The sequence below is a fragment of the Duganella paludis genome, assembly GCF_054461335.1.
The window spans coordinates 1,647,423-1,673,562 of record NZ_CM136922.1; the positions used below are offsets into that span (position 1 = coordinate 1,647,423).

The following is a 26,140-nucleotide window of genomic DNA, read 5'->3' on the forward strand; positions in this document are numbered from 1 at the left end:
TACTCGTGTGAGTTGAAGGTATGAGGCCCGATTTTTCAAACACAAGCGTTTGGCCAGAAGTAATGCAACCGACACTGAGCTGGTATCAAACTTAACGGAAAACTCAAGGTGACTAAATGGTGAGGAAACCGGCAGTACCCTCTCTAGTAGTGATACCCGGATCGTCAAAAGACGATTACCAAGCGATCTTCTCGATTGCCATGGCCTATGCTCAGTCTGGTCTGATATTAAGCGACAGGGCGCATCGCTCCCACCGAACGGAGTTCGTCTTTCCGGCAGTCGTATGTTCAAGCTTTTCCATCGAGCTATTTCTCAAAGCATTCATAACATACGAAAATGCCGAAAAAACACAGAATTTAAGGGAAAAAACATCCGGACATACTTTGTCTTCCTTGTGGGAAAAAATAAGCCTGAAACGCCGGAGCCTGATCGTTGGCATGTTTCGAAATTCAGGTGACCGTCCACAGGAGAGCGCACTCGAAACCCGCTCGACACTTTTCGCTCAAGCTCTTGATGAAGTTGGGACGCAACCGTTCGTCAAATGGAGGTACGCCTATGAAATAGACGGGCCAGAACTTATTTCCCATGCCGCGCTGGTCGAACTCACAAATACGCTAGGCGGAGCCGCTGCGTACCTACTCCATCCCCCGTCAACATCCGATACAGACGACAGAGCAATTGCCGCTTCGTTAGAAGATCAAATCGAACTTCCGGACATTCGCGCCTCAAGCGCACTGATTCTAGGGCGAGAGTCCCCTCTTCGGAGCATACCGACTAACATGAACGACAAGCAGTCGCGCTCTCTCAACGCGATTCGTCATGCCGCCGAAACGATGGACATTGCGTTCCTAAGGCTTAGAGAAGGACTCACAGCGAACGCGCTGAACCCGCCAAAAGACTTGGAACTTTCTTCTTTCATCGCCCATGTTTTTTCGGACGTCTGGCTGTTCGTTCGTGCAGTCGCTCGGCTAGCACACGAGTTCGACGAGCTCACCAATGGCAATCCGCGTTCCCTGCCGAACATTGAGCCGCTAGCGGAAAGCACCAAGCCATTCCGGAATTTGGCAGAATCGGAAAACCTCGGCTGGGGAACTCTCTCGTGGCTGACCGGAGTGTCTCTAACGCCAACCCCTAGTGCATTGCATTGTGCAATCTACCCTGGATCCCTCTCCGAGCCACCGCAAATCAACACAGCTCCAATAATTACTACATTGGATTGGCCCACTGACCGAATCCTTCTGGCATGTGGAGAGATCGAAGCGGATCTTTCATCGATACGAAAGCACGTTGCTTTACGCTTGTCGCTTTTAGAAGGGTTATTGCAGAAAACTATTGACGATCCAAATAACTCAGGGCGGGCCATCAACGATGCGATGATCATACGCCAAGTCAAAATTGCCGGAAACGGCGAAATATAATTTTCGGTAGAGAAGCTGAATTTAGTCCATTTAACTGGAAAATATTTCTGAAATTCAGTAAAAATTCCAAGCAAAAGTCGGTGAAAAATGACCAACATATTTCCAATTACTCTTGGAGATCCAACGCAGCAGGAGGCTTTCCTTGCCAATAGCCTCACAGAATTTTAATCCGTTAGTTGCAGACTCGAATCAACACTGCTAAGAAGCGAATCCTAAGGAGAGTTCTCAAGAAGGAGGTCTGTCGTCCGTATCCCCCCACCAGCAACGTTTGTCGCATCGCAAAGCGCGGCCTTGCCAGCGGCGTATAATTCGACATCATGCCGACACTTCCGCCATCAGATCACGAAGGTTTCGCCACAGCGGAAGAAGCTGAGGCCTACGACCGATGGTATCGCGCGAAAGTGCAAAAATCGCTGAACGATCCCGGTCCGGGTACTCCGCATGAGGTTGTGATGGGCGAGATGATGGCGATTATCGAAGCGGAAATCGAAGCCCAGCGAAAAGCCGCAGATGCTTCCCGTGATCTGGAGCCCCGCAGCTAGGGCAGACCTGAAAGCCATCGCTAAATATATCGCCGCGCGCAGCCCAGCGGCGGCACTTGCGCTGCACAAAGCATTAGTGGACGCTGCGGCACAGCTGCCTCAACATTCCCTCTTATATCGCGCCGGCAGGGTCGCCAACACCCGCGAGCTGGTTGTCCATAAAAACTACGTCCTTGTCTATGAGGTTCGCAGCACTGAGATCCGGGTGCACGCGGTGCTACATTCACGACAACAATACCCCTGATTTCCGCAACAAGCGGCCGCTGGTGTAAGCTAGGGACAAAGAGCGCGCGGCGCCGGATTTTTGGGGACGATATGAGGGGTGGTTACGGGGCATGGAAGACGCTGCTTTGCGCAGCATGCTGCGTTCCGATTCTGGCCACCGCCGCCGTAGAACCGCAGGCACCAGTGCAGTTGCGCACCGCCGCCCAGGAAGGCACCGAACCCAAGTTCGTTCACGACGGCAAGGACCGCATCGCCGGCCTGTGCATCGACATCATGCGCGCCGTTGAACAAATCGACCCCGGCCTGCGCTTCGTCGGCGACCAGCGCTGGAAGCCGCTGATCCGTGCCTACTCCGAACTGGAATCCGGACTGGAAGACGTGCAGTGCGCAGTCCAACACACCGCCGAACGCGCCAAGCGCTTCAACTACATCGGCCCGCCGCTGTACACCATCGAGTACCAGTTCCTGGTGCGCAGCAACGACAACGTGGCCATCCACAACTGGGACGACGTGCGCAAGCTGGCGCCCAACGGCGTGGTGCTGGTCAATCGCGGCTTTGCCGCCGGCGATATCCTGGCCGCCTTGGGCGGCATCGAAGTCGACGCCAGTTCGACCAGCCAGGAACTGAACCTGCAAAAGCTGGTCGCCGGTCGTGGCCGTCTGTATTTCCATCGCGGCCCCGGCCTGCGCAAACTGCTCGATCGCACCGGCAACAGCAACAAGATCAAGATCCTGCCGCAAGTGATGTACAGCGCCAAGCTCTACTTCGCCACCAGCAGGCAGCTCGACCAGCGCGTCAGCGAACGCCTCGCCAGCGCGCTGTTCCAGCTGGAGAAAAAAGGTGAACTGGAACGCATGATGAAGAAGTGGGATTAATCCGCAAAAGTGAGAATCGGTGAAAATTGCCGCTAGTCACTACTGCTAGAATTCCACGGTATCCACCCTGCGCATGCGCCCATGAAAAAAAATCTGCTCGTCCTCGCCGCCGTCTTGCTGACCGGCGCAGCCCATGCCACTGATCCCGGCGCCACGCGCAATTACGGCATCCTCTCGCTGGCCGGCGACGCCATTTCCACCATCACCTACGTCCCGGAAGTCGGCACCCGCATCGACACCAACGACAAGCAGACCTATTCGCTGGGGAACATCACCACGTTCGACGAGGCCGCCATCCGCGCCGCCAGCGCCGCCATCCAGAAAGCCCAGCCCGACGCCGGCCGCTTTCTGATGCTGAGCACCGACGCCGAACTGCACACGGCGCAAAACGCCATGTTCGACGATCCCGCCGCTAACCAGGGCAACCGCGACTTCCTGAAAAGCCTGTGGAAGGACAAGGGCCTCACCCACCTGATCCTGGTGACCAAATACCGTGCCGATGCCGAGCTGAAGTTCATGAACGAATCCAGCGGCACCGGTAAGATCGAGGGCCTGGGCTTCTACATGGACAACCGGGTGGAAGTGACCAGCCACGACGAGAAACAACAACGGCACGAAAGCAGCCAAGGCGTGCTGATGCCGTTCGCCTACGTCAAACTGCGCCTGATCAACGCCGATACGCTGGCCGTGGAACGGGAAGTCCGCCTCAAGCAAAGTGAACTGGTGACCTACGAAAACGGCCAGGACCGCGCGGTGCGCACCTGGCAGGCGCTGACCGCCAAGCAAAAAACCGAGTACCTCGACCGCTTGATGCGCGAAGCCGTTGCCAGCGGCATGCCACGCCTGCTCGCGCAATAATCCAGCCCAGCCCGCTCGCCCTGCTCTATACTTTCCCTTTTATAAGAAACCGAGGGAGAGGCAATGCTGTCCAGGGGATTGCGCTGCGGGCTGACGTTGCTGTGCGCATTGTTGTGCGCACCAGCCTGGTCCGCGCCCACCGTGCTCAAGGTGGTGGCCCAGGAAGGCACCGAGCCGAAGTTCATCCCGGCCGGCATCGGCCGCGTGGTCGGCCTGTGCGTCGACCTGTTCCGCGCCATCGAACGCACCGATCCGAGCCTGCAGTTTGTCGGCGACCAGCAATGGCTGCCGCTGCTGCGCGCCCACTCGGAACTGGCCAGCCACCAGCACGACGCGCTGTGCGCCGTGCAACGCACCGACGAGCGCGCGCGCCAGTACGTGTTCCTCGATCCGCCGCTGTTCCAGCTGCGCTACCACCTGATCGCCCGCGCCGACGACCCCGTCGTCGTCAACAACTGGGACGACGTGCGCAGGCTCGGCCCGAGCGCCACCGTGCTGACCAATCGCGGCTACACCACGCCGGAAATGCTGCAGCGGCTGGGCGGGCTGCAGATCGATCCCAGCGCCACCAGCCCGGCCATCAATCTGCAAAAGCTGATCGCCGGACGCGGCCGCTTCTTCCTGCACCGCGCGCCCGGCATGCAAGGCTTCCTTGAGCGCGCCGGCGCCACCGGCAAGGTCAGAATCCTGCCCAACGTGATGGCCACCTCCGACGTCTACATGGCGATGGGCACACACGTCGACGCCGGCACCCGGATGCGCGTGCAGCACGCCGTCGAGCAGCTGGAGAAAAACGGCGAGCTGGCCCGCCTGCTGAAGAAGTGGGACTAAGGCCTCATTCGCCGATCATACGGGCCTGGCCCGACACCCGGATCGAACTGCCCGCCTCATCGGAAATCTGCACCCGCAGATGGCAAGGCGCGCCCATGTCCTCGCCCTGGATGATATCGATGGCGCCACCGTGCGGCCAGTCGAGGTCGCGCAGGTAGCCGGCCAGGGCCGCCGCCGCCGCGCCGGTGGCCGGGTCCTCGTACACACCGCTGGAGGCGAACGGATTGCGCGCATGGAAACGCTGCGGCGTTTCCGCGTGCACCAGCGAAATGGTGGTCAGGCCGTAGCGCTGCATCAGGTTGCGGCCGGCCGCCAGCTCGTAGCGCATAGCGCTCAGCCGTTCGCGCCTGCTCAGCGCCAGCACCAGGTGATGCACGCCGCCGTTGGCGATGGCCGGCGGAATGCGGTCATCCAGATCGGCCAGCGTATAGCCGAACAGCTTGAGCGCTTCCTGCACCAGCGCCGGCGAGGCCGGCTCGCTGAACGTGGCCGGCGACTGCAGCGCGGCGGTGGCGCCGTTGGCGTGGGCGCGGCCCTCCACCGTCACCCGCGTGTGGTTGGTGGTCAGCGGGAAAATGCCGTCGCCGTTCTGCTGCGCCAGCACCGCGCCCAGCGCAATGGTGGCGTGGCCGCAGAAAGCGATCTCGCCATCGGGCGAGAAATACCGCACGCGCCAGCCGTCCTCATGCGGTGCGGCAAATACTGTTTCCGAGTAGCCCATCTCGGCGGCGATGCGCTGCATGGCAGGCTCCTCCGGCAGCGAGGCGCGGATCATCACGCCGGCCGGATTGCCGCCGCTGTCGCCGCTATCGCCGCTGGTGAAAGCGGCCACTTTGTGAACCTTGGTAATGGTCTGCATGTTGTCTCCGAAAGCTAAGGGATGGGATAACTTGATTGACAGCAATGACGGGAATGGCCACTATCTTTATTTCACTGACTTTAGAGCAATTCGCCATGACTATACCGCGACTTTCCGCGCTTGCCTTCATCATTTCGGCCCAGTTGACGGGCCAGGTTTACGCGGCCGACACCGCGCCGGCCAAACACGCCATCACCCACGAGGATGTATGGCTGATGAAGCGCGTGGGCGCGCCCCAGCCGAGCCCGGACGGGCGCTGGGCCGTCTTCTCCGTCACCGATCCGGCCTACGACAGCAAGGAGCAATGGTCGGACCTGTGGATCAAATCGCTGAACGATGACAGCCCTGCCCGCCGCCTCACCTTCAGCAAGGGCGGCGAAGGCGCGCTCAGCTGGTCGCCCGACAGCAAGCAACTGCTGTTCGTCGCCAAGCGCGACGGCGACGACGCCGGCCAGATCTACCGCATCGATGTGGCGGGCGGCGGCGAAGCGCAGCGCCTGACCACGCTCACCTTGGGCGCGCGCCAGCCGAAGTTCAGCCCGGACGGCAAGCAGATCCTGTTCGTCAGCGACATCTTCCCCGGCAACGCCAGCGAAGAAGACGTCAAGAAAGCCGCCAAGGAACGCAAGGACCGCAAGTACAACGTGCGCAGCTACGAGAGCTTCCCGATGCGCTACTTCGACAAATGGCTCGACGACAAACAGGTGCGCCTGTTCGTGATGGACGCCGAGATCGGCGCCAAGCCGCGCGACCTGCTCAGCGCCACCAAGCTGGCGGCGCTGCCGGGCTTCGGCGGCGGCCAGGGCGACGAAGGCCAGACGCTTGATGTGATCTGGGCGCCGGACGGCAAGACCGTGGTGCTGTCGGCCTCGATCAACCGCGACGAAATGGCCCGCGCCTCGACCTACACCCAGCTGTTCAGCCTGCCGGTTGCGGGCGGCGAAGCGACCCGCCTCACCAACGACAAGCGCAGCTACGGCAACCTGAAATTCAGCGACGACGGCAAGACCCTGTTCATGCTGACCCAGGCGGAAGAACCGGACGCGGTCTACGACGTCAGCCGCATCGCCAGCGCGGCCTGGCCGATGACCGGCGCCACGCCCAAAGTCCTGACCGCCACGCTGGACCGCTCGATCTCGCGCTACGCCCTGCCGGCCGGCGGCAAGCGCGTGGTGTTCAGCTACGAACACGCGGGCCTGGAGCAGCTGCACTCGATCGACTACGCGGGCGGCGACCTGCGCGCCGAGCCATCGCTGCCGACCGGCAGCATCGGTTCGCTCAACGCCGGCGGCAGGGCGCTGGTCGGCGTCTGGGAATCGTCGATCAATCCGCCCGAGGTGTACGCCTTCGGCCAAGGCACGCCCAAGCGCCTGACCTCGTTCAACACCGAGCGCGCGGCCAAGATCGACTGGCAGGCGCCCGAGCACTTCTGGTTCAAGGCCAGCGACGGCCGCATGATCCACAACATGATCGTCAAGCCGGCCAACTTCGACCCGTCGAAGAAGTACCCGCTGTTCGCGGTGATCCACGGCGGCGCGGCCAATATGTGGCGCGACCAGTTCGTCATCCGCTGGAACTACCACCTGCTGGCCAAGCCCGGCTACGTGGTGCTGCTGACCGACTACAAGGGTTCGACCGGCTACGGCGAGGAATTCGCCCGCGCCATCAAGGGCGATCCTTTGAAAGGCCCGGCCGATGAAGTGAACGAAGCGGTGGATGAAGCGGTGAAAAAATACAGCTACGTCGACGGCAACAAGCTGGCGGCCGGCGGCGCCAGCTATGGCGGCCACCTGGCCAACTGGCTGCAAGCGACCACCACGCGCTACAAGGCCATCATCTCGCACGCCGGCGAGATGGACCTGATCATGCAGTGGGGCACCAGCGACAATATGTGGGGCCGCGAAGTCAACAGCGGCGGCCCGGTGTGGGGCGACAAGGCCGTATGGCGCGAACAAAGCCCGGTGCTGCAAGCCGGCAACCAGGCGAAAGGCACGGGCTTCAAGACGCCGATCCTGATCTCGGTGGGCGAGCTCGATTACCGCGTGCCGGCCAACAACGCGCTGATGAACTTCGGCCTGCAACAGCGCCTCAACGTGCCAAGCAAGCTGATGGTATTCCCGGATGAGAACCACTGGATCCTCAAAGGCGAAAACAGCCGTTACTTCTACAACGAAGTGCACGGCTGGCTGGCCAAATACCTCAACTAAAAGGAGACTGCATGACGATTGCAAACTGGTGCGTATTGATAGCCTGCCTGTTGCCGACGGCAACAGTGGGCTTGGCCAAGATCACCTCGCGCGGCGCGGAACGCTACAACAACAAGCATCCGCGCGACTGGGTGTCCGGGCTGACGGGCTGGAAGGCGCGCGCCAACGCCGCGCAGATGAACGGCTTTGAAGCGCTGCCGTTGTTCATCGCGGCGGTGGTGCTGGCGCAGCAGGCGCAGGCCGAGCAAGGCCGCATCGACACGCTGGCGATGGCCTTCATCGCCGTGCGCGTGGTGTATGTGGCCATGTACCTGGCCAACCAGCACGCACTGCGCACGCTGGTATGGATAGGCGGTACGGCGATCAGCATCGCCATACTCGCCATGAGCTAAGCCTTCGCTTAGTTGAAACTCAAGCCGCTGCTGCTGGCGTTGTTCAGCTTCTGCGCCTTGAGGTCGATGGTGAAGTGGTCGCTCGGCTTGCCCGAACCCAGCCCCTTCAAAATCGCAAACACCTGCTTGAACTGCGACTGGAACGCCACGTGCACGGCGTTCTGGTCCGACAGTTGATCGCCCACTTTCACGATCGCCGCCGGCGTCGCCGGGAAGGCTGCCATCAGCACCTTGTACTGCGCCACGCGTTCCGCACCCATGTCGCGCAAGGCCAGCTCGCCGGCGTACACCGTGCGATGGAAGTCGCCATAGAACTCATACGCGCTGATCTTGGCGAAGTCCGCCAGCTTCAGGTTGGCGGCGGCGGCGATCTGCTCGGCCTTGGCGCTGGCGGCGGCCCAATCGGCCGTCAGCTGGCTGGCGGCGACGCCGCCGTCGGCTACCGTGCCCTTGGCCGCGCAGGCCGCAGTCAGCGGCACCACCAGCGGATTGTCCTTCAGCTGCGCCAGCGTCACCTTGGTTTGCAGCTGCGACAGGATCAGCATCTGGCGCGCATCGAGCGACATCGCCGCTTCCTTCATTTCGCACGGCCAGTAATCGCTCATGAAACGCAGGCGCGACAGTTCGCCGAAATACGTACGCGTGAACTCGCCATACGATTTGCTGTCGAGGATGCTGCGGTTCCAGCGCTTGCCGATATCGCTGGTGATGCTGCTGCCTTGCAGGTAGTCGTACTCGACCTGGTACAGCGGGAACAGCTCGTTATGCCGCGCGACATTGTTCAGGCCCACGGTCTGCACATCGATCAGATCCTTGTTCTGGTAGCTGACGATCTTGTAGGCCGCGCCAAACACCGCCAGCGACGGCGACTGCACGTTGACCAGGTAGTTGCCGGCGGCATCCTTGAAATCATTGGTGCCGTTGAAGTGCATGTGGCCGCCCACGTGCAGCGGCAGGCCGGTGGCGGCCATCGCGGCGGTGGTAGCGGTGGCCGGCATGCGGCTCACCTGGAACGCGCCCGGCTTGAACACGGCCTTCATGGCGTCGGTCTGGTTGGCGTAGAAGTCCATGGTCGGATAGTGCGAGAACGACATCAGCTGCTTGCCCTGCGCCTTGGCGCGCGCGGCCACCGATTTGATCCACTCGATCTGGTGGATCTTATGGGTCAGCATCTTGTTCCAGCCGCCGTCGCCGGCGTTGTCGTAGCCTTTGAAGTTCTTCGGATTGGCCGGATCGAAGTTGGCGTTCGGCGCGTGCACATTGCCGTCCAGCGCCAGCAGCCAGATACCTTTCACCGGTTCCACCAGATAGCTGGCGTCGACCATATTGGTGCAGCGGCTGTAGGTCTTGCCGGCCACCTTGTACTTGCCGCCCTCGCCTTCGGTGCAGATCTCGAACTGGCGCTTGTCGAAGCTGGCGGCGGCGCTGGCCGCTTCGTAGCTGTACTTGCCGTCGGCATAGGCGCTGAACGGGGTTTCCCAGTAGACGTCGCTCTTATTGGGCGCGTAGCCGAACTCGCCGAGCTTGGTCATCAGCTTTTCGTAGCCCTGCTCCATCAGCTGGTTGGTGCAGACCACGGTCGGGTCCTTGGCCTTGCAGGCGGCGTTGTTGACGGCGTAGATCTTCTGTTCCTTGCCGTCCTTGGTCAGGAAGTCGTTCTTGCCGGCTTCGTCGTCATCGTAAGGCTCGTTAGGGTCGTGGTTGCCGGGCGCGATAAAGAAGCGCATGCCCTTGGCCTGGTACTCGTGCAGGATGTCGGCCAGGCCGTCGATGTTGATCGGCTGGGCGTCGTCCGAAATATCGCCCGGCATCGCCACCAGGCGGATGCCCTTGCCGTAGGCGTCGTCCAGCGCGGCGCGGAAGGCGAAATAGTTTTCGTTGAACAGGCGCGTCGAGGTCAGCTGCGCGTACATGGTGCGGACGGTGGCGTTCTTGCCGTCCTTGGTGGGAATGCCGGCGAACTGGCTGCTCTTCAAATCGCCGTAGATGTTCTCGAAGTGGACGTCGCTCATGAAGGCGACGGCGGTGGAATTGAAGCCGTCGCCCGGATTGGTTTCGGTGACCGGCAAGCCGTCGCTGCCGCAAGCGGCCAGCAAAGCGGCAACAGCGGCGGCCAGTGCGGCCGCAGCGGGTAAAGCATAGCGCATACAAACTCCATCAGGCGGTTAAAGTCGGCGCATTGTTGCACCGGCAAATGACCGCCTGATTACAACCCGGCAATCCAGGGTCAGGTCCTCCATTGCTACACGAGCTCTGCCCTAGCGCTCGCTAGGGCAGAGCTCGTGTAGCAATGGAGGACCTGACCCCGGGTTGTTACGCGACCTTCGCCTGCAGCGGTGCGGCGGCGCTGGCGACCGCCGGTTTGCGGATCAGCAAGATGACGGCGGCCGCCACCAGGCAGGCGGCGCCGGCGGAAAACAGGGCCGGATCGTAAGTCAGCAACAGCGTGCGCACGCGGCCCGCACCGTAGGCGGCCACGGTCGCGCCCAGCTGGTGGGCGGCGAAGATCCAGCCGAATACCATGCCGGCCTTCTCCTTGCCGAAGGTGGCGCCGGCCAGGCGTACCGTCGGCGGCACGGTGGCGATCCAGTCGAGGCCGTAGAACATGGCGAACAGCGACAGCCCGTACAGCGTGAACTCCGAGTACGGCAGCCACAGCAGCGACAGGCCGCGCAAGGCGTAGTAGACGAACAGCAGCTTGCGGTTGTCGTAGCGGTCGGACAGCCAGCCGGACGCGATGGTGCCGACCAGGTCGAACGCGCCCATCATCGCCAGCACCGAGGCGGCCGGCACCGGGCCAAGGCCGGCGTCACCGCACAGGGAGATGAAGTGGGTCTGGATCAGGCCGTTGGTGCTGAGGCCGCAGATGAAGAAGGTACCGGCCAGAATCCAGAACACACGATTGCGCGAGGCTTCGGCCAGCACCTTGAACGGCGTGGCGAAGGTGATGCGCATGGCCGGCGCGGCGGGCGCGATCGGCGCAACGCCGGTAACAGGATCGGGCGTGGCGCCATACGGTGCGAGGCCGACGTCGCTCGGACGGTTACGCATCAGCAGATAGACGGCCACCGCCATCACGGCACAAGCCACCAGCACCGGCAGCACGGCCAGGCGCCAGCCGAAGCGCTCGATCATCCAGGCGGCTACCGGCAGGAAGATCAGCTGACCGGTGGCGGAACTGGCGGTCAGGATGCCGATCACCAGGCCGCGATGCTTGTCGAACCAGCGGTTGGAAACCACCGCGCTCAAGACCAGCGCGGTCATGCCGGAGCCGACGCCGAGCATGATGCCCCAGAACAGCACCAGGTGCCAGAACTGGGTCATCTGAGTGGCCAGCGCCATGCCGGCCGCCACCAGCGTCAGCGCGGTGACGACGACATTACGCAGGCCGAAGCGCTCCATCAGGATCGCCGCGAACGGGCCCATTAAGCCGAACAGCGCAAAGCGCAGCGCCAGCGCCGAGGAAATCTGCTCCACGTCCCAGCCGAACTCCCTGGACAGCGGCTGCAGCAAGGCGCCCGGCAGACCCAGCGCGGCGGATGACGACAGCGCGGTCAAAAAGGTCAGGGCCACGATCACCCAGGAAAAGTGCCAGCCGCGCCGGTGTAGCCAATTCGATAAAGATTGTGCAAACATAAATGGTCCTCGCAATGGAGACGCACGCAGGAAAGCGCGCTTTTCACCATTTTAAATTACGACCATAATGAATACAAGCAAAAAGATGAGGCGAGGCGTTTCCGCCCCACCTCCATCGTTCACGCTTTACTTGATACGCAGCGAGCTTTGGACTTTGTTGACGCCTTTGACATTGCGCGCCACATCCACAGCTTTATCCATTTCAGCCTGAGAAGGCACGAAACCGCTCAGCATCACGGTGCCGTTGGTGGTTTCCACATGCACATCCAGCGATTTCAGTGCAGGCTCAGCCATCAGCTCGGTTTTCACCTTGGTGGTGATGGCGGTATCGGCAACCGCATCCTTGGCCAGCTCGGTTTTCGAGCGGGCTTCGCACGATGCCTTGTCGGTGCCGCTCATGGCGCTGCAGTCGATGCCGGTCTGGGCCACATCGGCGGCTTTCTTGCCGGCCTTGGCGTCATTCACCCAAGCGGTGTGTTGCGATTTGGCACCGCTCAGGCAGCTATCCTTGTCGGCGCCGCTCTTAGGCGCGCACTGGGCCTTGGCCAGGTCATAGTTGGCGTCCGCCACGTTGATCTGGGCTTTTTCAACCGATTTCTTGTCGTTGCGGTATTGAAGGGCGGCGGTCGATTCGGCGTTGGCGCGGTTGACCTTGGCCTGCTCCTGGCATACATCCTTGGCATTACCCGATTGTGCATCGCAGGCAGCCTTGGCGGTCTTGTAGTCGGCGTCGGATTTGTTGATGGCGGCTTTGTAAGCCACGGTGTCGTTCACTGGCGTCGCGGCAAAGGCAGCGCTGGCGGCAGTGGCCAGCACGAAGCAGAGTAATTTATTCATGATCGTGTCCCTCTTGTGGTGGTTGATGGACACGATTAGACGCCTCTACAGTCATCCGCTCCGTGCGGAAACGTACCAAGACTGGAAATTCATTGATCTTGCAACAAGCCCTGCTGCCACAAGCGGTCAGCCTGTTCGAACAGCGGCAGACCGGTTTCAAAGGCGGCGCCGGTCGGCGCCAGCTGCAGCCAGGCCAGGGTGCTGTGGCTGCCGGTGGCGGGCGACGGCTGGCGCACCTGACGCATCCAGTCGGCCACGGTGGCGTACTGGGCCGGATGACGCTGCTGTATCCAGGCCAGCGCCACCAGGTCGGCATAACCTTCCTCACGGCGGGTGTCGCGCAGCGCGTGGGCAAGGTCGGCGGCGGGCGCCTGGCCCTCTTCGAAACCGGAGGGCACCGCATGCCACACGCCTTGCGCATAACGCCAGCAATGACCGATTTCATGCGCCACCATGGCTTCGATCATCAGCGCGCGTTGCGCGGTGGGTACATTGTCGAGGATATCTTCGGCATTCGGGTTGCCGCGCATGGAGAGCACCAGCTTGCAGCGGCCGTTGTCATAACCCAACGCCAGCGGCACATCGGTGGGCCGCGCCTGCGGTTGCACGGTGATGTCGAGCGGCAGTTTCAACTCCTGCTTCGCATAGTTCAGCACGGCGGAACCAGCCTTCAGCCAGCGCATTTCCATCTCGGTCAACTCGGCGGCGCGAGTCAAGCCGGGAACCAGGCTGGAAGCCAGCAACAGCAGTGGGAATAAGGTGCGCTTGATCATGGTGATCAAACTGTAGCATGCACCGGGCAAGAATTATTGCCCGGTGGCAGGTATATTACTACGTAGAAAAACTTGAATGTTTACTTGCCCAACAAGGTGTTGGCGGTCTTGAATTCCGGACGGATGTCGTTCGGTACAGCTTTCATTTTATCCAAGCCTTTTTGCACGTCCGGACGGATCACCACGTACTTGGTCATCATGTCCTTGGCGCGCGCATAGTCGCCGGTGGCTTCGATGGTCAGGAACTCGCGGTCGAGGTCGATCACGGCCTGCTTGATCTTGCCGAAGTCGACCGAGAACGTGCCGTCGCCATGCGAGACGAAGCCGCCCTTGTCGAGCAGGTAGTTGACCTGGATCGCCATGCCGCGCGCGTGCGAGTCGGTCAGGCCGAAATGCAGCGTGCGGAAGGCCGAGGCCAGGAAGGTGATGTAGAGCTTGCGCTCGGCGGCCTGGCCCTGCCCCAGCGTGCCTTTCAGCTGGCCCTTGTCCATCATGTAGGCCAGCGCATACAGGCCGGTGATGTCGGCCTTGGCTTCCTCGATGGTCGAATAGGCTTCCTTCAGGTCCTGGCGCGGCGTCGATTCCTTGCCGTCGTTCCTGGTGCTGTGCGGGCCCAGGCCGTGGGTGATTTCATGGGCCAGGATGTGGGTGAAGAACGAATCGAAATCGACATCCTTCTGGTCGGCCGGACGCAGCACCAGCTTAGAGATCGGCGTCAGCGTCGATTTGAATTTGGCCTGCTGCACGTTCTTCAGCATCACGCGCTTGGAGCCGCGCTGGCTGATGATGCGCTCGTCGTTCGGCAGGTTGTAGGCGGCTGTCTGCACGCCCATATTGCCGTCGCCGGCGCCGTACACCTGGTTGACCACCACCATCGGCGCCAGCGCGCCGACTTTCGGATTGCGGTACTGCGCGTCCAGCGGCAGGTTGTCTTCCAGCTCCTGCATGTGCTTGGCGAAGAAGTCCAGCTTCTGGGTCTCCTTCTGGTCGCGGATGTTCACATAGGCTTCAAACGCGGCCTTGTAGCCGAACAGCTCGTCGTTATAGGTTTCGTACGGGCCGATGGTGATGTCGACCGGCGAATCGAGATCCATCCACGCGAAGTCGGAGGCCAGGTAGTCGTTGCTCAGGAAGGCGTCGGCGCGCAGGTCGAGGAATTTTTTCAGCGAGGCGTTGTCGGTATCGGCGGCGGCCTGCTTCAGCAGGGCCGCGGCTTTCTCCAGGTCGGCCTTGTATTCGTCGGAATACTTCACGGTGGTGAACAGGCCGTCCTTGTTCTTGCGGATGGTGGTGAAGAACCACTGCGCCTGTTCTTTATCGACCGCCGGCAGCGCGTTCATCCAGGTTTCCAGTTCGGCCTTGGTGGCGCCTTCCGGATAGAAGTTGCCGCCTTCCGGTTTCTTCGCCGGAATCTTGATGCCGCCGACTTCGGCCGGCAGGAAGGATTGATGATCGTCGAGGATGGACCACGGGCCCTTGTTGAGCCAGAAGTAGTTCAGGCGGGCCTTGCCCAGCGGCGTGGTGTCTTTTTGCAGCGCTGCCCACAAGGCCTCGTTGCCGGACCAGCGCTGGCGCAGTTGCAGCGTGTCGACAATCTTGGCCGCCTCGATCAACTTGCCGATGGCTTTCTTGTCGCCGGCGGAGAGGTGGCTGGTGTCGGCGGTGAGCGCGACCGGCGCGTAACGCTTGCTCATTTTATTGAGATCGTTCACGCCGGCAGGCGCGGCGTAAGCGCTGGCGCAGGCGATAGCCAGTGCCAACGGGAGCAGGATTTTTTTCATGGGGTCCTCTTGTGGAGTGAGGACCATATTGTAAAGCACAACATCGACGCTTAGGACCAACGGCATGGTTGCCGCTGGCCTCTCTCGCGTAATCGTTACTGCGCCTTGATAGCGCCGTTCTGCGCTACTTGCGACAGCTGCGCCGAAGGCTGCCAGCCGGCGCCCAGTGCGCGCGCCACCGACACGGCGGCCAGCAGGCGCTGGGTGTTGATCTGCACCGCAGCGCGGTCGGCCGCCAGCGAGCTGCGTTGCGCATCGGTGACGTCGAGGTAGGTCGAGACGCCACGCTCGTAGCGCGCACGCGCCACCAGATAGGCACGCGCCGCCGCCACTTGCGAGGCTTGCTGAGCTTCGCCCTGCATCTGGCGCTGCTGCACGTCCGACAACGCATCCTCCACTTCGCGCAGCGCAGTCAGCAGCTTGGTCTGGTGATTGGCCACGGCTTCTTCGTAGCGCGCCTTGGCGATCGCCAGGTTGGCCTTGTTGCGGCCACCGTCGAAGATCGGCAGCGACAGCGCCAATGGACCAACGCTGAACTGGCGCGCGTCGCCCTTGGCCAGGTTGCTCAGGCTTTCGGACGCAAAGCCGAAATTACCGGTCAGCGAGAACGATGGATAAAACGCGCCTTCGGCCACGCCGATCTGCGCGTTGGTGGCGCGCAGGGTCGCCACGCTGCCCGCCAGGTCGGGACGCTGCGCCAGCACGCTGGCCGGCAGGCCGACCGGAATCGCCGGCGGTTGCGGCAACACCGATGCATCGGCATTGGCCGCCGTCAGCATGGCCGACGGCGAGGCGCCCACCAGCGTGGCCAGGCTGTGTTCGAGCAGGTTGCGCTGACGCTGCACTTCATGCAGGTCGGCCTGCGCATTGGCGTGCTCGATGCGGGCGCGCGACACGTCCAGCTCATTCGACAGGCCGGCGTCGAAGCGCGCGGTCACCAGTTCCTCGGATTCGCGGCGGGTGTCCAGCGCGCCTTTCAGGATGGCGATTTCCGCATCCAGGCCACGCAGCTGCCAATAGGTGGTGGCCAGTTGCGACGACAGCACCAGCAGCACGCCGTCGCGGTCCGCTTCGGCCGCCAGCGCTTGTGCATCAGATGCTTCCACCAGGCGGCGCACGCGGCCCAGCAGGTCTACTTCGTACGAGAAGCTGGAACCGACCGCGTAGTTGTTACCCTTGATCGAGCGATGGCCCAGCGCCAGGCCTTGCGAGGTCTCGGCCGAGGTGCGCGAGTTCGAGATGCCGGCGTTGACGCTCAACTGCGGCTGCTCGGCGGCGCGCGTCACGCCGGCCTGCTCCAGCGCCTGCACCAGGCGTTGCGCGGCCGCCTTGATGCTCGGGTTGTCGCGCAGCGCGGTTTCTTCCAGGCGGTTCAGGGTGGCGTCGCCGAACACGGTCCACCATTGCGCCGGCAAATGGGTCGCATTGGCGCCGGCTTGCGGCAGGTGACGGAACGAGGCGTCGGCAACGGCGGCCGGCGCCTTGAAGTCGGTGCCGACGGTGGCGCAACCGGTTGCCGCAACGGCCAGGGATACAGCGAGCGTCAGGCGCTTCAGAGCTGAATTCAACATGATTACCTCTTAAATTGATTTTGTTAGTGAGCGCCGCCGCCACCGCCACCCGAAGGGGCTTTGACTTTGTCCGAGAACCACAGCACGCCGATGCAGGCAAACAGCACCATCGCCACCAGGAAGAAGCCGTCGTTGTAGGCCATCACATACGATTCGCGGCGCACGATGCCATCGACCGCCTTCAGCGCCATGTCCGACGCGGTGGCGCTGTCGAAACCCTTGGCGATAAAGGACGAGGTCAGCGCGCTCAGTCGCTCCTGCGTCGCCAGCGCGTAGGCGCTCACCGATTCGCCGATGCGCACCGAGTGGAAGTGCTCACGCGTGGTCAGCGCGGTGGCCAGCAGCGCGATGCCGATCGAACCGCCCAGGTTGCGGGTCATGTTGATCAGGCTCGATGCCGACGGCATGTCCTTGGGCTGGATGCCGTTCATCGCGAAGTTCGACAGCGTCAGCATCACGAACGGTTGGCCCAGCGCGCGCACGATCTGCGACAGCAGCAGCTGGTCGTAGCCGGTGGTGGCGTCCATGTAGGCGTTCATCAGGCAGGAGCCGCCGAACAGCAGCAGGCCGAAGGAACACAGGATGCGGTTGTCGATCTTCGACGACAGCTTGGCCACGAACGGCATGATGAACAGCTGCGGCAGGCCGGCCCACATGATCACTTCACCGATCTGCATCGGCGAGTAGCCGGGGATCTGCGCCAGGAACAGCGGCAGGATGAAGGACGAACCATACAGGCCCATACCCATCGCCATCGACAGCGCGGTGGCGGCGGCGAAGTTGCGCCGCCCGTACAGGCCGAGGTTCACGAACGGCTGCTTGTGTATCGTGCTGTTCACCACCCAACCCAGCAGCCCGACCAGCGACAACGCGGCGAAAGTGATGATGAACGAGGAATCGAACCAGTCCTTCGAATTGCCCTCTTCCAGGAAGATGGTCAGGCAGCCCAGGCCCAGCGCCATGAAGAAGATGCCCAGCCAGTCGGCATTGAACAGCGCCGACAGGTTCGACTTTTCTTTATCCAGGCCGACCGCGATGCCGCCGATCAGCAGCAGTCCCGGCACCCAGTTGATGTAGAAGATCGACGGCCAGCCATACAGCTCGCTCAGGTAGCCGCCCAGCGTCGGTCCCATGGACGGCGCCAGCGTGGCGGTCAGGCCGAAGATCGCCATGCCGGTGGCGCGTTTCGACGCCGGCAGCTTGGCCATCACCAGCGTCATCGCCATCGGAATCAGCGCGCCTCCGGTGAAGCCCTGCAGCATGCGGAAGGCGATCATGCTCTCCAGGTTCCAGGCGAAGCCGCACAGCGTGGAGAACAGCAGGAACAGCGCGGTGGTGCCCATCATGTAGCCGCGCATGCCGAACACGCGCACGAACAAGCCGGTCATCGGAATCACGATGATCTCGGCCACCAGGTAGGCGGTGGCGATCCACGAGCCCTCTTCCTGCGTCGCCGACAGCGTGCCGAGGATGTCCTTCAGCGAGGAATTGGTGATCTGGATATCGAGCACCGCCATGAAGGCGCCCATCATGCCGGCGGCAACCGCCATCCAGGTGCGGGCGGAGACCTTCTCGCTCGGCGCCGGCGGGACGAACGTGCCCCCGCCGCCCGGCGTATCGATAGTGGTACTGGCCATCAGAGGCTCCTTGGATTAGTGAGCTTCTTTCTGGTTGATCGCCACTTCGGCGATCGCCGACATGCCCGGCACCAGGCGGCCGCTCAGGGCCTTCACGTCTTCCGGCTTGAACACCACCTTGACCGGCACGCGCTGCACGATCTTGGTGAAGTTGCCGGTGGCGTTATCGGCCGGCAGCAGCGCGAACTGCGCGCCGGAAGCCGGCGAAAAGCTGTCCACCTTGCCGACCAGTTCCTTGCCGGGAATCGCATCGATGGTGACTTTGACTTCCTGGCCGATCTTCATGTTGGCCAATTGGGTTTCCTTGAAGTTCGCGGTCAGCCACACGTTTTCCTGCACGATGGCGGTCAGCTGCTGGCCAGGCTGAACGCGCTGGCCCACTTCGACGGTGCGCTTGCCGATACGGCCCGACACCGGCGCCAGCACCTTGTTGTAAGCCATTTGCTGCTTGGCGTCCTTCAGTTGCACCTGCAGCACGGAGATCTGCGCGTTCAGCACTTCGCGCGCCGACTTGGCCGAGGCGATCTGCGCCTTGGCGGCGGTGGCGCTGTCCTTGCGCGCCGCCACGTCGGCGGTGGCGCCGGCACGGGCGGCGACGGCTGCATCGAGTTCCGCTTTCGACACGGCTTTCATCTGGCTGTTATACAGCTGGCCGTAACGGTCGGCGTCCTGCTTGGCGCGCACCAGCTGCGCTTCCGACTGCGCCACCTGGGCGGCGGCGGCGCTGGCTTGCGCCTGCACCTGCGCGACCTGCGCGTCCGATTGCAGCACCTGCTGCTGGACCGAGGCGATCTGCGCTTGGATCTGTTCCACTTTCACGCCCTGGTCGAAAGGATCGAGTTCAGCGATCACATCGCCTTCCTTGACCAGCTGGTTGTCGTCGATTAGCACCTTGGTGACCACGCCGGCGATGCGGGTCGATACCGGGTGCACGTGGCCGGCCACGTAGGCATTCTCGGTCTCGACATAGAAATGGCTGCGATACCACATGCGTCCGCCGGCGGCCAGTGCGGCCAGCGCAACGATGGCGGCCACCACCAGCACGCGGCGGTTCGGTGGCTGCGGCGCCGCTGGAGCTGCGGCAGGAACGGGGGGCACGGCACTGAGTTTTTGTTCTTGAGTGGACATGAAGAGCTCCAGGAGAAATGAAATGAGGTAGGTGCATTATCGCTGGTTTACATCCAAAGTCAAGAAATGAAACGATTGCATTTCATTTTTTTTTGGACTAGCATGTCGGCATTCGTTATGATTCCCACCGCCATGAATAACACCGCCCCGACCGAAGCCGCTGCGCTGGAAGAGCAAGATTGCGCAGAAGGCACCTCTTCTGAAAATTGCTTCGGCAAGCCGGCCGGCCGCCCGCGCGCCGCCGACAAGGCCGCGCGCCGCGCCGCCCTGCTGCACACGGCCGGCCATCTGTTCCTGCAAAAAGGCTACAGCAAGGTCAGCCTGGAAATGATCGCCCGCGAAGCGCACGTGGCGGTGCGCACCATCTACGTCCAGTTCGGCGGCAAGGCCGGGCTGCTGAACGCCGTCATCGCCGACGGCCGCGCCCGCTTCTTCGGCGGCATGGACAATATGGAAACCGATCCGCGCCCGATGGAGGAAATCCTCGGCGACTTCTCGCTGCGCTTCCTGGAACTGATTTCGATGTCCACCTTCTGCAACCTGCATCGCATGGTGGTGGCCGAGGCCAAGACCACGCCGGAACTGGCCGAAACCTTCTTCCAGGCCGGCCCCCTGCGCACCCGCGAAGAGCTGGGCCGCTTCTTCGCCCGCCCCGACATCCGCGCCCAGCTACGCGGCGACGTGCGGCCGGAGGTGCTGCCGGTGTTCCTGACCAACTGCATCATGGGCGACCACATGACCCGGCTGTTGTTCCCAAGCGACCAGTCGCCGTCGATCGAAGAGCTGCGCACCCGTGCGGCCGAAGGTCTGGAGTTGTTCCTGCGCGGCGTCAAACGCTAAACCACGCCACAGTTTTGCTATTTGTTCTATACTAATTTTTTATAAATTGGAGCAACTATGAGCAAGACGAATCGCCTGGACTGGAGCATGCAAATTACGCTCATGAACGAACGCATCAAGAACTTCCAAGCCAACCCCGGCCAGGAGCAGCTGGACGCCGTCGTCAACGAGCTGAAAGCCTACGCCGAAGCAGCCCGCAGCGGCGGCATCGAAATCCCGGCCCGCTTCACCGTCAACTGAGCATGAGCGCGCTGCGCTGGGTCCTGCTGGCCCTGATCCTGACGGTCGCCGGTGCGACAGCGCACTACCACGAACGCAATCCCGAACGGCGCGCGCTGACCGATTCCGTGCGCCAGCGCGACGGCTCGCCCGGCGCCTACGCCAGGCTGAGCGACGGCGTCACCTATTACGAGGCGGCCGGCCCGGCCGAGGCCCGCGTGGCGGTGCTGGTGCACGGTTTCTCGGTGCCGTCCTACATCTGGGACCCGACCTTCGCCGCCCTGCGCGACGCCGGCTACCGCGTGATTCGCTACGACCTGTACGGACGCGGCATGTCCGACCGGCCGGACGCCGCCTACGACGGCGGCTTCTACGATCGCCAGCTCGACGAGCTGCTGAAATCCCTCAAGGTGGACGGCAAGATCGATTTGTTCGGCCTGTCCTTCGGCGGCTACGTGAGCGCCCACTACGCGTCCACGCATCCGCAGCGCGTGCGCAGCCTGACCTTGGTCGATCCATCGAACAGCGCGCCGGTCATTCCGTGGCAGCTGGCCACGCCGCTGCTGGGGCGCTACCTGTTCCAGACCGGCGCCGTGCCCACCATGGCGGACAACCAGAGCAGCGACTTCCTGCATCCCGAACAATTCCCCGGCTGGGCCGAACGCTATCGCCCGCAAATGGAGTTCTACGGCTTCGGCCGCGCGCTTTACCGTTCGCGCATGAGCCTGTCGCAGGAAAACTTCGACGCCATCTACGCGGACATCGCCAAGGCCGGCACGCCGGTGCATCTGGTATGGGGCAAGCAGGACCCGGTGATTCCCGTGGCGCAGGCGGCGCGCATCCGCCAGGCGATTCCAACGCTGGAGTACCGCGAGATCGACCAGTCCGGCCACCTGCCACATATGGAGCAGACGGCCATCTTCAACCACGACATGCTGACCTGGCTGGCGGCCCACCCATGAAGATCCGCATCCTGCAAGCCGACGACGTCGACCGCCTGCTGGCGTTCGAACTGGCCAACCGCGCCTGGTTCGAGCAGCACGTGGAGGCGCGCGATCCGGCCTTCTACTCGCAGGCCGGCGTGGCGGCGCACATCGCCGACTACCTGGACAGCCACGCGGCCGGCAAGATGCATCCGTGCGTGCTGACCACCGACGACGGCGCGACAATCATCGGCCGCACCAACCTGCGCGACATCGACCGCGTAGCCGGCAGCGGCGAAGTGGGCTACCGCATCGCCCGCGATCATGCACGACAAGGCCTGGCCAGTCTGGCGCTGACGCACCTGCTGCAGGTGGCGCGCACGCAGTACGGCCTGCGCATACTCAACGCATGGATCTCCGAGCACAACGCCGGATCAAAACGGGTGATGGATAAGTGCGGCTTCACCCGCGACGCATTGGCCGCGCCGCAGGTGGTACAGGTGCATGGCGTAGATCACGCCTCCCACCTGTACCAGTGCCGCTTGTAAGGCTTACTTGCCGCGCGACTGCGCTACCAGCGCATCCAGCACCTGCAAGGTAGCGGCGCCCAGCTGCGGACGCGGAATGCCTGGATTGCTGGCGTCCACCATGCTCGGATTGGTCACGTAGCGGCCGGCCACCACCATGGTCGGCGTGCTGGTCACCTCGTAGGCGCCCGCCACGCGGCCGGCGTTTTTCAGGCGCGTCATCACCGCGAACGAGTTATAGGTCGCGGTGAACTTTTCCTTGTCCACGCCGTTCTTGGCGGCCCAGTCGATATTGTCCGCGTCGCTCTTCAAGCGCTTGCGCTCGACGTGCCAGGTGTTCAGGATTTTGGCGTGCAGCTGCTCTTCCAGCTTCATCGCTTCCAGCGTCAGGAACATATGCGCTTCCGGATCGTTCTCGCCGGTCAGCGGCAAGTGGATGCGGCGGAAGCTGATGTTGTCGCCCTGCTTCTTGACCCACTCCAGCATGGCCGGTTCCAGCGCGTAGCACGCCGGGCAGTGGTACATGAAGAACTCGATCACTTCCACCTTCTTACCCTGCGCCTGCACCGGCTGCGGGGTTTTCAGGGTGGTGTACTCGGCGCCGTTGCGCGGCGCGGTCGGCGAGGCAAACGCAGTGGCGGCGCACAGGCCGGCGACTACCAGGGCAATCTTCAACAAACGCATAACGATCCTCTCAATAGCAAAGACAGCAGATTATCACTTCTGCGGCGGCCGCGCCTCTAATCCGGCGATATCCTGCATCAGCGCGATCAGGCGCTTGGCGCCCAGGCCGAGCGGCCTGTCGTTCAGCCACACAACGTCCACCCACAGCCGCAGCTCGTTGCTCATGTGGGCAAAGCCGATGTGCAGCAACTCGCCGCGTTCCAGCAGCGGCGCCACCTGGCGCAGCGGCAGATAGGCCCAGCCGACGCCGGCGCGCACCAGGCTCAATGTGGCCAGGTGGCTGTCGGTGCGCCACAGCTTGCGCGAGATGAGCACGCGCTGGTCGGCCTCCGCCATGTCGCGGCTGACGATGGCGATCTGCCGCAGGTCGACCAGGTCTTCCAGCCGGATGCCCCCCTTGCGCTCCTGCGCCAGCTTGTGGCGCGGCGAAATCACCGGCACCAGCACCTCGCTGCCCAGCTCCTGGAAGCTCTCGCGGTCGTCCACGCGCGTGCGTTCGTAGATCAACGCCAGCTGCGCCGTGCCTTCGTGCAGCATGCGCAGCGCGTCATCCTGCGGCGCCGACAGCACCTCCACTTCCAGCGACGGGAATTCCTCCGCCAGCCGCGCCAGCGGTTCGCTCCACGGCGCCGACAGCAGCTCGGGAGCCACGGCAAGCGTCAACCGCCGCTCCAGGCCCTGATGCAGCGACAGCGCGTGCGCCTGAAGGCGGCGCAGCTGGCCGGCCATCTGCCGCGCCTCCGCCTCCAGCGCGCGCGCCGATTCGGTGGGCCGCACCTCGCGCGAACTGCGCTCGAACAGCGTCAGGTCGAGTTCCGCCTCCAGCTGGGCGATGGCCATGCTGACTGCGGACGGCACGCGCCCCAGCGCCCGTGCGGCGGCCGAGAAGGAGCCGTGATCGAGCACTGCAAGGAAAATCGCGATGTTATCGGATGAGAAAGCCATACATCTCACTCTATCAGAAAAACTGATAGCTGCTGACTTTGGCTATCAACAGAATTCTCATATCATGCGGCCTGTTGTTAAGCACAAAGGAAATCCCATGCAAGGCCTGAAACGCAAAGTTGTCTACGTCACCATGTTTGAACTGATCGCCGTCGGCCTGACCAGCAGCATGCTGGTGCTGGGCGGTCATGACGCGAACCATGCCGGCGTCGCCGCCATCGCCTCCTCGCTGATCGCGGTGCTGTGGAACTTCGCCTTCAACGCCATGTTCGAAGCGTGGGAAGCGCGCCAGGCCACGCGCGGGCGCAGCTGGAAACGCCGCGCCGCCCACGCCATCGGCTTCGAAGGCGGCCTGGTATTGGCGCTGGTGCCGCTGTTCGCCTGGTGGCTGGGCATCACGCTGTGGGAGGCGCTGGTGCTGGACATCGGCCTGCTGCTGTTCTTCATGGTCTACACCTATATCTTCAGCCTGGCGTTCGATCGCGTGTTCGGACTGCCCGCATCGGCGCAGGGCTGAGCTACAATCAGCGACGCTCATCCACCTGGAGGTATGTCGCATGAAATTGAAACCGTTCGCATTTGCAGTCCTGGCTTTGGCATTTGGCGCCGCGCGCGCCGAAGGCCTGTCCCCGATTGAGCAGAAAATCGTCGCCGAAGTGAAGGCGCATTCCGCGCAGGGGCTGGAGCTGCTGGAGCGTTCGGTCAACATCAACAGCGGTACCATGAACCACGAAGGCGTGCGCGCCGTGGGCAAGCTGTTTGATGAGCAGTTCACGGCGCTGGGCTTCGCCACGCGCTGGGCCGACATGCCGGCCTCGATGCAGCGCGCCGGCCATTTGATCGCCACGCGCGAAGGCAAGCAAGGCAAGCGCCTGCTGCTGATCGGCCATCTCGATACCGTGTTTGAAAAAGACAGCCAGGTGCAGCTGTGGCAGCGCAAGGGCGACCGCGTGCGCGGCCAAGGCGTGAACGACATGAAGGGCGGCGATGTGATCATCGTTGAAGCGCTGCGCGCCTTGCACCGCCTGGGCGCGCTGGATAACACCACTATCACCGTGGTGTTCAGCGGTGACGAGGAAAACGCCGGCGACCCGATCGAAATCTCGCGCGCGGACATGGTGACCGCCGCCAAGCGCAGCGACATCGCCCTCGCCTTCGAAGGCACGGTGCGCAACAAGGAAGGCAAGGACACCGGCACCATCGGCCGCCGCGCCTCGTCGTCGTGGGAATTGAAAGTGACCGGCAAGCAGGGCCACTCCAGCGGCATCTTCACCGAGAACGCCGGCTATGGCGCCGTGTATGAAGCGGCGCGCATTGTGGACGGCTTCCGCCAGCAGGTAATCGAACCTGACCTGACCTTCAGCCCCGGCCTGATCGTCGGCGGCACCGACACCACGGTCAACGCACTGGGCACCGTGGCCCAGGTGTCCGGCAAGAGCAACGTCATCTCGCGCACGGCGACGGTGGAAGGCGACCTGCGCTACCTGAGCTATGAACAGCGCGACCGCGCGCACGCGAAGATGAAGGCCATCGTCGCGCAGAATCTGCCGGGCACCAGCGCCAGCATCAGCTTCCACGATGCGTATCCGCCAATGTCGCCGACTGCCGGCAACCTGGCGGTGTTGAAGGTGTACTCGCAGGCCAGCAAGGACGCGGGCCTGGGCGAGATCCCTGCCCTGCCGCCGGGCCAGCGCGGCGCCGGCGATGTGCAGTTCGTCGCTCCGCTGATCGATAGCCTGGACGGCCTGGGCGCCGTCGGCAACGGCTCGCACTCGCCGGACGAAGACCTGGAAATCGCCTCCATCGAACGCGCCACCATCCGCACCGCGATCCTGCTGTATCGTCTGACGCGCTAAGCGAAATTGATCCCGCCTACGGCGACACGACATAGTCCAGCATCACACATCCATTAATTGCCGCGTGCAGCGCCCAGGTCATCAATATGGCCCGGGCGTGTGAACGCGCCATGTGCTGGAAATAGATGTAGCCGAAGATGATGCCGGCGCCAAATCCAAAGAAGAGCGAACCACCGACTGCTTCCGGGCGATAGTGAGCAAGCCCGAACGGCAGCACAATGATTGCCCAGCGCCAGAGCCGCTTGCGCACGTAACACTTCCCTATCCACGCAGGCAGCCTTTGATACAGCAGGGTCTCCATCAAAGGGAAAAATACGATGAGCAAAAACGCCAGGTATGTGCCGACATCCGCTTGAGCGAGCCGAGGCCCGGCAGGTCGCCATAAAATCCGGTGGCGACATAGTCGACGAACAGCAGCATCAAAAGCAAAACGAAGAACCACGCGACGTCACCCGTTGCCGGATACCGCTGCGCCAAATGCTTCACCAAAGCTCTCCCGGGCGTGGACAAATGGCCAGTATAAGTTGCGCGCAAGTGGGCAGAGGCGACATAGATCAAACTCTGGCGAGATAGTT

Annotated in this window: 27 protein-coding genes; 14 read left to right on the forward strand and 13 right to left on the reverse strand. The window is 62.7% G+C overall.

What is annotated here, in order from left to right; translation table 11 throughout:
- Positions 1-116 precede the first annotated feature (116 nt).
- The 6 genes from ACXZ1M_RS07445 to ACXZ1M_RS07470 all read left to right on the forward strand — a co-directional run bounded on the left by ACXZ1M_RS07445 (position 117) and on the right by ACXZ1M_RS07470 (position 4,750).
- Positions 117-1,418: a hypothetical protein gene (locus tag ACXZ1M_RS07445; RefSeq protein WP_459052540.1), complete on the forward strand. Its 1,302-nt coding sequence runs from the start codon at positions 117-119 to the stop codon at positions 1,416-1,418.
- A 317-nt stretch (positions 1,419-1,735) separates the two neighbouring features.
- Positions 1,736-1,960: a type II toxin-antitoxin system RelB family antitoxin gene (gene relB, locus ACXZ1M_RS07450; RefSeq protein ID WP_459052541.1), complete on the forward strand. Its 225-nt coding sequence runs from the start codon at positions 1,736-1,738 to the stop codon at positions 1,958-1,960.
- Positions 1,929-2,204: a type II toxin-antitoxin system RelE/ParE family toxin gene (locus tag ACXZ1M_RS07455; RefSeq protein ID WP_459052542.1), complete on the forward strand. Its 276-nt coding sequence runs from the start codon at positions 1,929-1,931 to the stop codon at positions 2,202-2,204. Before relB ends, ACXZ1M_RS07455 begins: the two co-directional genes overlap by 32 nt.
- Before the next feature lie 164 nt (positions 2,205-2,368).
- A complete protein-coding gene (locus ACXZ1M_RS07460) occupies positions 2,369-3,061 on the forward strand; it encodes a substrate-binding periplasmic protein (RefSeq protein ID WP_459052543.1) in 693 nt (230 codons plus the stop codon).
- 81 nt (positions 3,062-3,142) lie between these two features.
- Positions 3,143-3,919 carry a hypothetical protein gene (locus tag ACXZ1M_RS07465; protein ID WP_459052544.1) on the forward strand — a complete coding sequence of 259 codons (777 nt, stop codon included), beginning with the start codon at positions 3,143-3,145 and terminating at the stop codon, positions 3,917-3,919.
- A gap of 63 nt (positions 3,920-3,982) precedes the next feature.
- On the forward strand, positions 3,983-4,750 hold the full coding sequence (locus tag ACXZ1M_RS07470) for a substrate-binding periplasmic protein (RefSeq protein ID WP_459052545.1): 768 nt from the start codon (positions 3,983-3,985) through the stop codon (positions 4,748-4,750).
- A gap of 4 nt (positions 4,751-4,754) precedes the next feature.
- Here the strand turns inward: ACXZ1M_RS07470 and ACXZ1M_RS07475 are convergent, their stop codons facing one another.
- The gene (locus ACXZ1M_RS07475) at positions 4,755-5,609 is read right to left on the reverse strand and encodes a PhzF family phenazine biosynthesis protein (protein ID WP_459052546.1); all 855 of its coding nucleotides are present in this window, start codon (positions 5,607-5,609) and stop codon (positions 4,755-4,757) included.
- Between the two features lie 95 nt (positions 5,610-5,704).
- Between ACXZ1M_RS07475 and ACXZ1M_RS07480 the strand changes: the two genes are divergently transcribed.
- Positions 5,705-7,816, forward strand: a complete 2,112-nt coding sequence (locus ACXZ1M_RS07480; protein ID WP_459052547.1) for a prolyl oligopeptidase family serine peptidase — start codon at positions 5,705-5,707, stop codon at positions 7,814-7,816.
- 11 nt (positions 7,817-7,827) lie between these two features.
- Positions 7,828-8,208, forward strand: a complete 381-nt coding sequence (locus ACXZ1M_RS07485) for an MAPEG family protein (RefSeq protein WP_459052548.1) — start codon at positions 7,828-7,830, stop codon at positions 8,206-8,208.
- Positions 8,209-8,216: 8 nt separating this feature from the next.
- Here ACXZ1M_RS07485 and ACXZ1M_RS07490 read toward each other — a convergent pair whose 3' ends face one another.
- The 8 genes from ACXZ1M_RS07490 to ACXZ1M_RS07525 form a co-directional block, all read right to left on the reverse strand.
- The gene (locus ACXZ1M_RS07490) at positions 8,217-10,355 is read right to left on the reverse strand and encodes a metallophosphoesterase (protein ID WP_459052549.1); all 2,139 of its coding nucleotides are present in this window, start codon (positions 10,353-10,355) and stop codon (positions 8,217-8,219) included.
- A gap of 166 nt (positions 10,356-10,521) precedes the next feature.
- Positions 10,522-11,844 carry an MFS transporter gene (locus tag ACXZ1M_RS07495; RefSeq protein ID WP_459052550.1) on the reverse strand — a complete coding sequence of 441 codons (1,323 nt, stop codon included), beginning with the start codon at positions 11,842-11,844 and terminating at the stop codon, positions 10,522-10,524.
- A 126-nt stretch (positions 11,845-11,970) separates the two neighbouring features.
- On the reverse strand, positions 11,971-12,681 hold the full coding sequence (locus ACXZ1M_RS07500; RefSeq protein ID WP_459052551.1) for a BON domain-containing protein: 711 nt from the start codon (positions 12,679-12,681) through the stop codon (positions 11,971-11,973).
- 89 nt (positions 12,682-12,770) lie between these two features.
- Positions 12,771-13,454, reverse strand: a complete 684-nt coding sequence (locus ACXZ1M_RS07505) for a hypothetical protein (protein ID WP_459052552.1) — start codon at positions 13,452-13,454, stop codon at positions 12,771-12,773.
- An 80-nt stretch (positions 13,455-13,534) separates the two neighbouring features.
- Positions 13,535-15,235: a dipeptidyl-peptidase 3 family protein gene (locus ACXZ1M_RS07510; RefSeq protein WP_459052553.1), complete on the reverse strand. Its 1,701-nt coding sequence runs from the start codon at positions 15,233-15,235 to the stop codon at positions 13,535-13,537.
- Positions 15,236-15,330: 95 nt separating this feature from the next.
- Positions 15,331-16,806: an efflux transporter outer membrane subunit gene (locus ACXZ1M_RS07515; protein ID WP_459052554.1), complete on the reverse strand. Its 1,476-nt coding sequence runs from the start codon at positions 16,804-16,806 to the stop codon at positions 15,331-15,333.
- A gap of 23 nt (positions 16,807-16,829) precedes the next feature.
- Positions 16,830-18,443 (reverse strand): DHA2 family efflux MFS transporter permease subunit, encoded by a 1,614-nt coding sequence (locus tag ACXZ1M_RS07520; RefSeq protein WP_459052555.1) that lies wholly within the window; start codon positions 18,441-18,443, stop codon positions 16,830-16,832.
- A 15-nt stretch (positions 18,444-18,458) separates the two neighbouring features.
- A complete protein-coding gene (locus tag ACXZ1M_RS07525; protein WP_459052556.1) occupies positions 18,459-19,571 on the reverse strand; it encodes an HlyD family secretion protein in 1,113 nt (370 codons plus the stop codon).
- Positions 19,572-19,673: 102 nt separating this feature from the next.
- Here ACXZ1M_RS07525 and ACXZ1M_RS07530 point away from each other — a divergent pair, with 102 nt between their 5' ends.
- Genes ACXZ1M_RS07530 through ACXZ1M_RS07545 form a run of 4 tightly spaced genes read left to right on the forward strand, consistent with a single transcriptional unit; the run spans position 19,674 to position 22,101 of the window.
- The gene (locus tag ACXZ1M_RS07530; protein WP_459052557.1) at positions 19,674-20,411 is read left to right on the forward strand and encodes a TetR/AcrR family transcriptional regulator; all 738 of its coding nucleotides are present in this window, start codon (positions 19,674-19,676) and stop codon (positions 20,409-20,411) included.
- Positions 20,412-20,468: 57 nt separating this feature from the next.
- Positions 20,469-20,651 carry a hypothetical protein gene (locus ACXZ1M_RS07535; RefSeq protein WP_459052558.1) on the forward strand — a complete coding sequence of 61 codons (183 nt, stop codon included), beginning with the start codon at positions 20,469-20,471 and terminating at the stop codon, positions 20,649-20,651.
- Between the two features lie 2 nt (positions 20,652-20,653).
- Positions 20,654-21,592 carry an alpha/beta fold hydrolase gene (locus tag ACXZ1M_RS07540; RefSeq protein WP_459052559.1) on the forward strand — a complete coding sequence of 313 codons (939 nt, stop codon included), beginning with the start codon at positions 20,654-20,656 and terminating at the stop codon, positions 21,590-21,592.
- Positions 21,589-22,101, forward strand: coding sequence for a GNAT family N-acetyltransferase (locus ACXZ1M_RS07545; protein WP_459052560.1), 513 nt, complete (start codon positions 21,589-21,591; stop codon positions 22,099-22,101). Before ACXZ1M_RS07540 ends, ACXZ1M_RS07545 begins: the two co-directional genes overlap by 4 nt.
- Positions 22,102-22,104: 3 nt before the next feature.
- Here ACXZ1M_RS07545 and ACXZ1M_RS07550 read toward each other — a convergent pair whose 3' ends face one another.
- Positions 22,105-22,764, reverse strand: a complete 660-nt coding sequence (locus ACXZ1M_RS07550) for a thiol:disulfide interchange protein DsbA/DsbL (RefSeq protein WP_373988626.1) — start codon at positions 22,762-22,764, stop codon at positions 22,105-22,107.
- A 33-nt stretch (positions 22,765-22,797) separates the two neighbouring features.
- Positions 22,798-23,709, reverse strand: a complete 912-nt coding sequence (locus tag ACXZ1M_RS07555; RefSeq protein WP_459052561.1) for a LysR family transcriptional regulator — start codon at positions 23,707-23,709, stop codon at positions 22,798-22,800.
- Positions 23,710-23,806: 97 nt separating this feature from the next.
- Between ACXZ1M_RS07555 and ACXZ1M_RS07560 the strand changes: the two genes are divergently transcribed.
- Together ACXZ1M_RS07560 and ACXZ1M_RS07565 are read left to right on the forward strand one after the other, a co-directional pair.
- A complete protein-coding gene (locus tag ACXZ1M_RS07560; protein WP_459052562.1) occupies positions 23,807-24,226 on the forward strand; it encodes a PACE efflux transporter in 420 nt (139 codons plus the stop codon).
- Positions 24,227-24,266: 40 nt separating this feature from the next.
- Positions 24,267-25,565 (forward strand): M20/M25/M40 family metallo-hydrolase, encoded by a 1,299-nt coding sequence (locus ACXZ1M_RS07565; RefSeq protein ID WP_459052563.1) that lies wholly within the window; start codon positions 24,267-24,269, stop codon positions 25,563-25,565.
- A gap of 16 nt (positions 25,566-25,581) precedes the next feature.
- Here ACXZ1M_RS07565 and ACXZ1M_RS07570 read toward each other — a convergent pair whose 3' ends face one another.
- Complete coding sequence (locus tag ACXZ1M_RS07570) at positions 25,582-25,866, reverse strand: CPBP family glutamic-type intramembrane protease (RefSeq protein WP_459052564.1); 285 nt, start codon at positions 25,864-25,866, stop codon at positions 25,582-25,584.
- Entirely contained in the window at positions 25,866-26,051 is a 186-nt protein-coding gene (locus tag ACXZ1M_RS07575) for a hypothetical protein (RefSeq protein ID WP_459052565.1), read from the reverse strand. The genes ACXZ1M_RS07570 and ACXZ1M_RS07575 overlap by 1 nt, the downstream gene beginning before the upstream one ends.
- Positions 26,052-26,140 lie beyond the last annotated feature (89 nt).

Bases quoted from the DNA above. Each gene is read 5' to 3' on its own strand.
- ACXZ1M_RS07520 (WP_459052555.1), bottom strand. From the start codon at position 18,443: ATGGCCAGTACCACTATCGATACGCCGGGCGGCGGGGGCACGTTCGTC.
- ACXZ1M_RS07530 (WP_459052557.1), top strand. From the start codon at position 19,674: ATGTCGGCATTCGTTATGATTCCCACCGCCATGAATAACACCGCCCCG.
- ACXZ1M_RS07490 (WP_459052549.1), bottom strand. From the start codon at position 10,355: ATGCGCTATGCTTTACCCGCTGCGGCCGCACTGGCCGCCGCTGTTGCC.
- ACXZ1M_RS07550 (WP_373988626.1), bottom strand. From the start codon at position 22,764: ATGCGTTTGTTGAAGATTGCCCTGGTAGTCGCCGGCCTGTGCGCCGCC.
- ACXZ1M_RS07510 (WP_459052553.1), bottom strand. From the start codon at position 15,235: ATGAAAAAAATCCTGCTCCCGTTGGCACTGGCTATCGCCTGCGCCAGC.
- ACXZ1M_RS07455 (WP_459052542.1), top strand. From the start codon at position 1,929: ATGCTTCCCGTGATCTGGAGCCCCGCAGCTAGGGCAGACCTGAAAGCC.
- ACXZ1M_RS07505 (WP_459052552.1), bottom strand. From the start codon at position 13,454: ATGATCAAGCGCACCTTATTCCCACTGCTGTTGCTGGCTTCCAGCCTG.
- ACXZ1M_RS07480 (WP_459052547.1), top strand. From the start codon at position 5,705: ATGACTATACCGCGACTTTCCGCGCTTGCCTTCATCATTTCGGCCCAG.
- ACXZ1M_RS07540 (WP_459052559.1), top strand. From the start codon at position 20,654: ATGAGCGCGCTGCGCTGGGTCCTGCTGGCCCTGATCCTGACGGTCGCC.
- ACXZ1M_RS07495 (WP_459052550.1), bottom strand. From the start codon at position 11,844: ATGTTTGCACAATCTTTATCGAATTGGCTACACCGGCGCGGCTGGCAC.
- ACXZ1M_RS07565 (WP_459052563.1), top strand. From the start codon at position 24,267: ATGAAATTGAAACCGTTCGCATTTGCAGTCCTGGCTTTGGCATTTGGC.
- relB (WP_459052541.1), top strand. From the start codon at position 1,736: ATGCCGACACTTCCGCCATCAGATCACGAAGGTTTCGCCACAGCGGAA.
- ACXZ1M_RS07485 (WP_459052548.1), top strand. From the start codon at position 7,828: ATGACGATTGCAAACTGGTGCGTATTGATAGCCTGCCTGTTGCCGACG.
- ACXZ1M_RS07445 (WP_459052540.1), top strand. From the start codon at position 117: ATGGTGAGGAAACCGGCAGTACCCTCTCTAGTAGTGATACCCGGATCG.
- ACXZ1M_RS07500 (WP_459052551.1), bottom strand. From the start codon at position 12,681: ATGAATAAATTACTCTGCTTCGTGCTGGCCACTGCCGCCAGCGCTGCC.
- ACXZ1M_RS07545 (WP_459052560.1), top strand. From the start codon at position 21,589: ATGAAGATCCGCATCCTGCAAGCCGACGACGTCGACCGCCTGCTGGCG.
- ACXZ1M_RS07515 (WP_459052554.1), bottom strand. From the start codon at position 16,806: ATGTTGAATTCAGCTCTGAAGCGCCTGACGCTCGCTGTATCCCTGGCC.
- ACXZ1M_RS07570 (WP_459052564.1), bottom strand. From the start codon at position 25,866: ATGGAGACCCTGCTGTATCAAAGGCTGCCTGCGTGGATAGGGAAGTGT.
- ACXZ1M_RS07525 (WP_459052556.1), bottom strand. From the start codon at position 19,571: ATGTCCACTCAAGAACAAAAACTCAGTGCCGTGCCCCCCGTTCCTGCC.
- ACXZ1M_RS07535 (WP_459052558.1), top strand. From the start codon at position 20,469: ATGAGCAAGACGAATCGCCTGGACTGGAGCATGCAAATTACGCTCATG.
- ACXZ1M_RS07555 (WP_459052561.1), bottom strand. From the start codon at position 23,709: ATGGCTTTCTCATCCGATAACATCGCGATTTTCCTTGCAGTGCTCGAT.
- ACXZ1M_RS07560 (WP_459052562.1), top strand. From the start codon at position 23,807: ATGCAAGGCCTGAAACGCAAAGTTGTCTACGTCACCATGTTTGAACTG.
- ACXZ1M_RS07470 (WP_459052545.1), top strand. From the start codon at position 3,983: ATGCTGTCCAGGGGATTGCGCTGCGGGCTGACGTTGCTGTGCGCATTG.
- ACXZ1M_RS07475 (WP_459052546.1), bottom strand. From the start codon at position 5,609: ATGCAGACCATTACCAAGGTTCACAAAGTGGCCGCTTTCACCAGCGGC.
- ACXZ1M_RS07465 (WP_459052544.1), top strand. From the start codon at position 3,143: ATGAAAAAAAATCTGCTCGTCCTCGCCGCCGTCTTGCTGACCGGCGCA.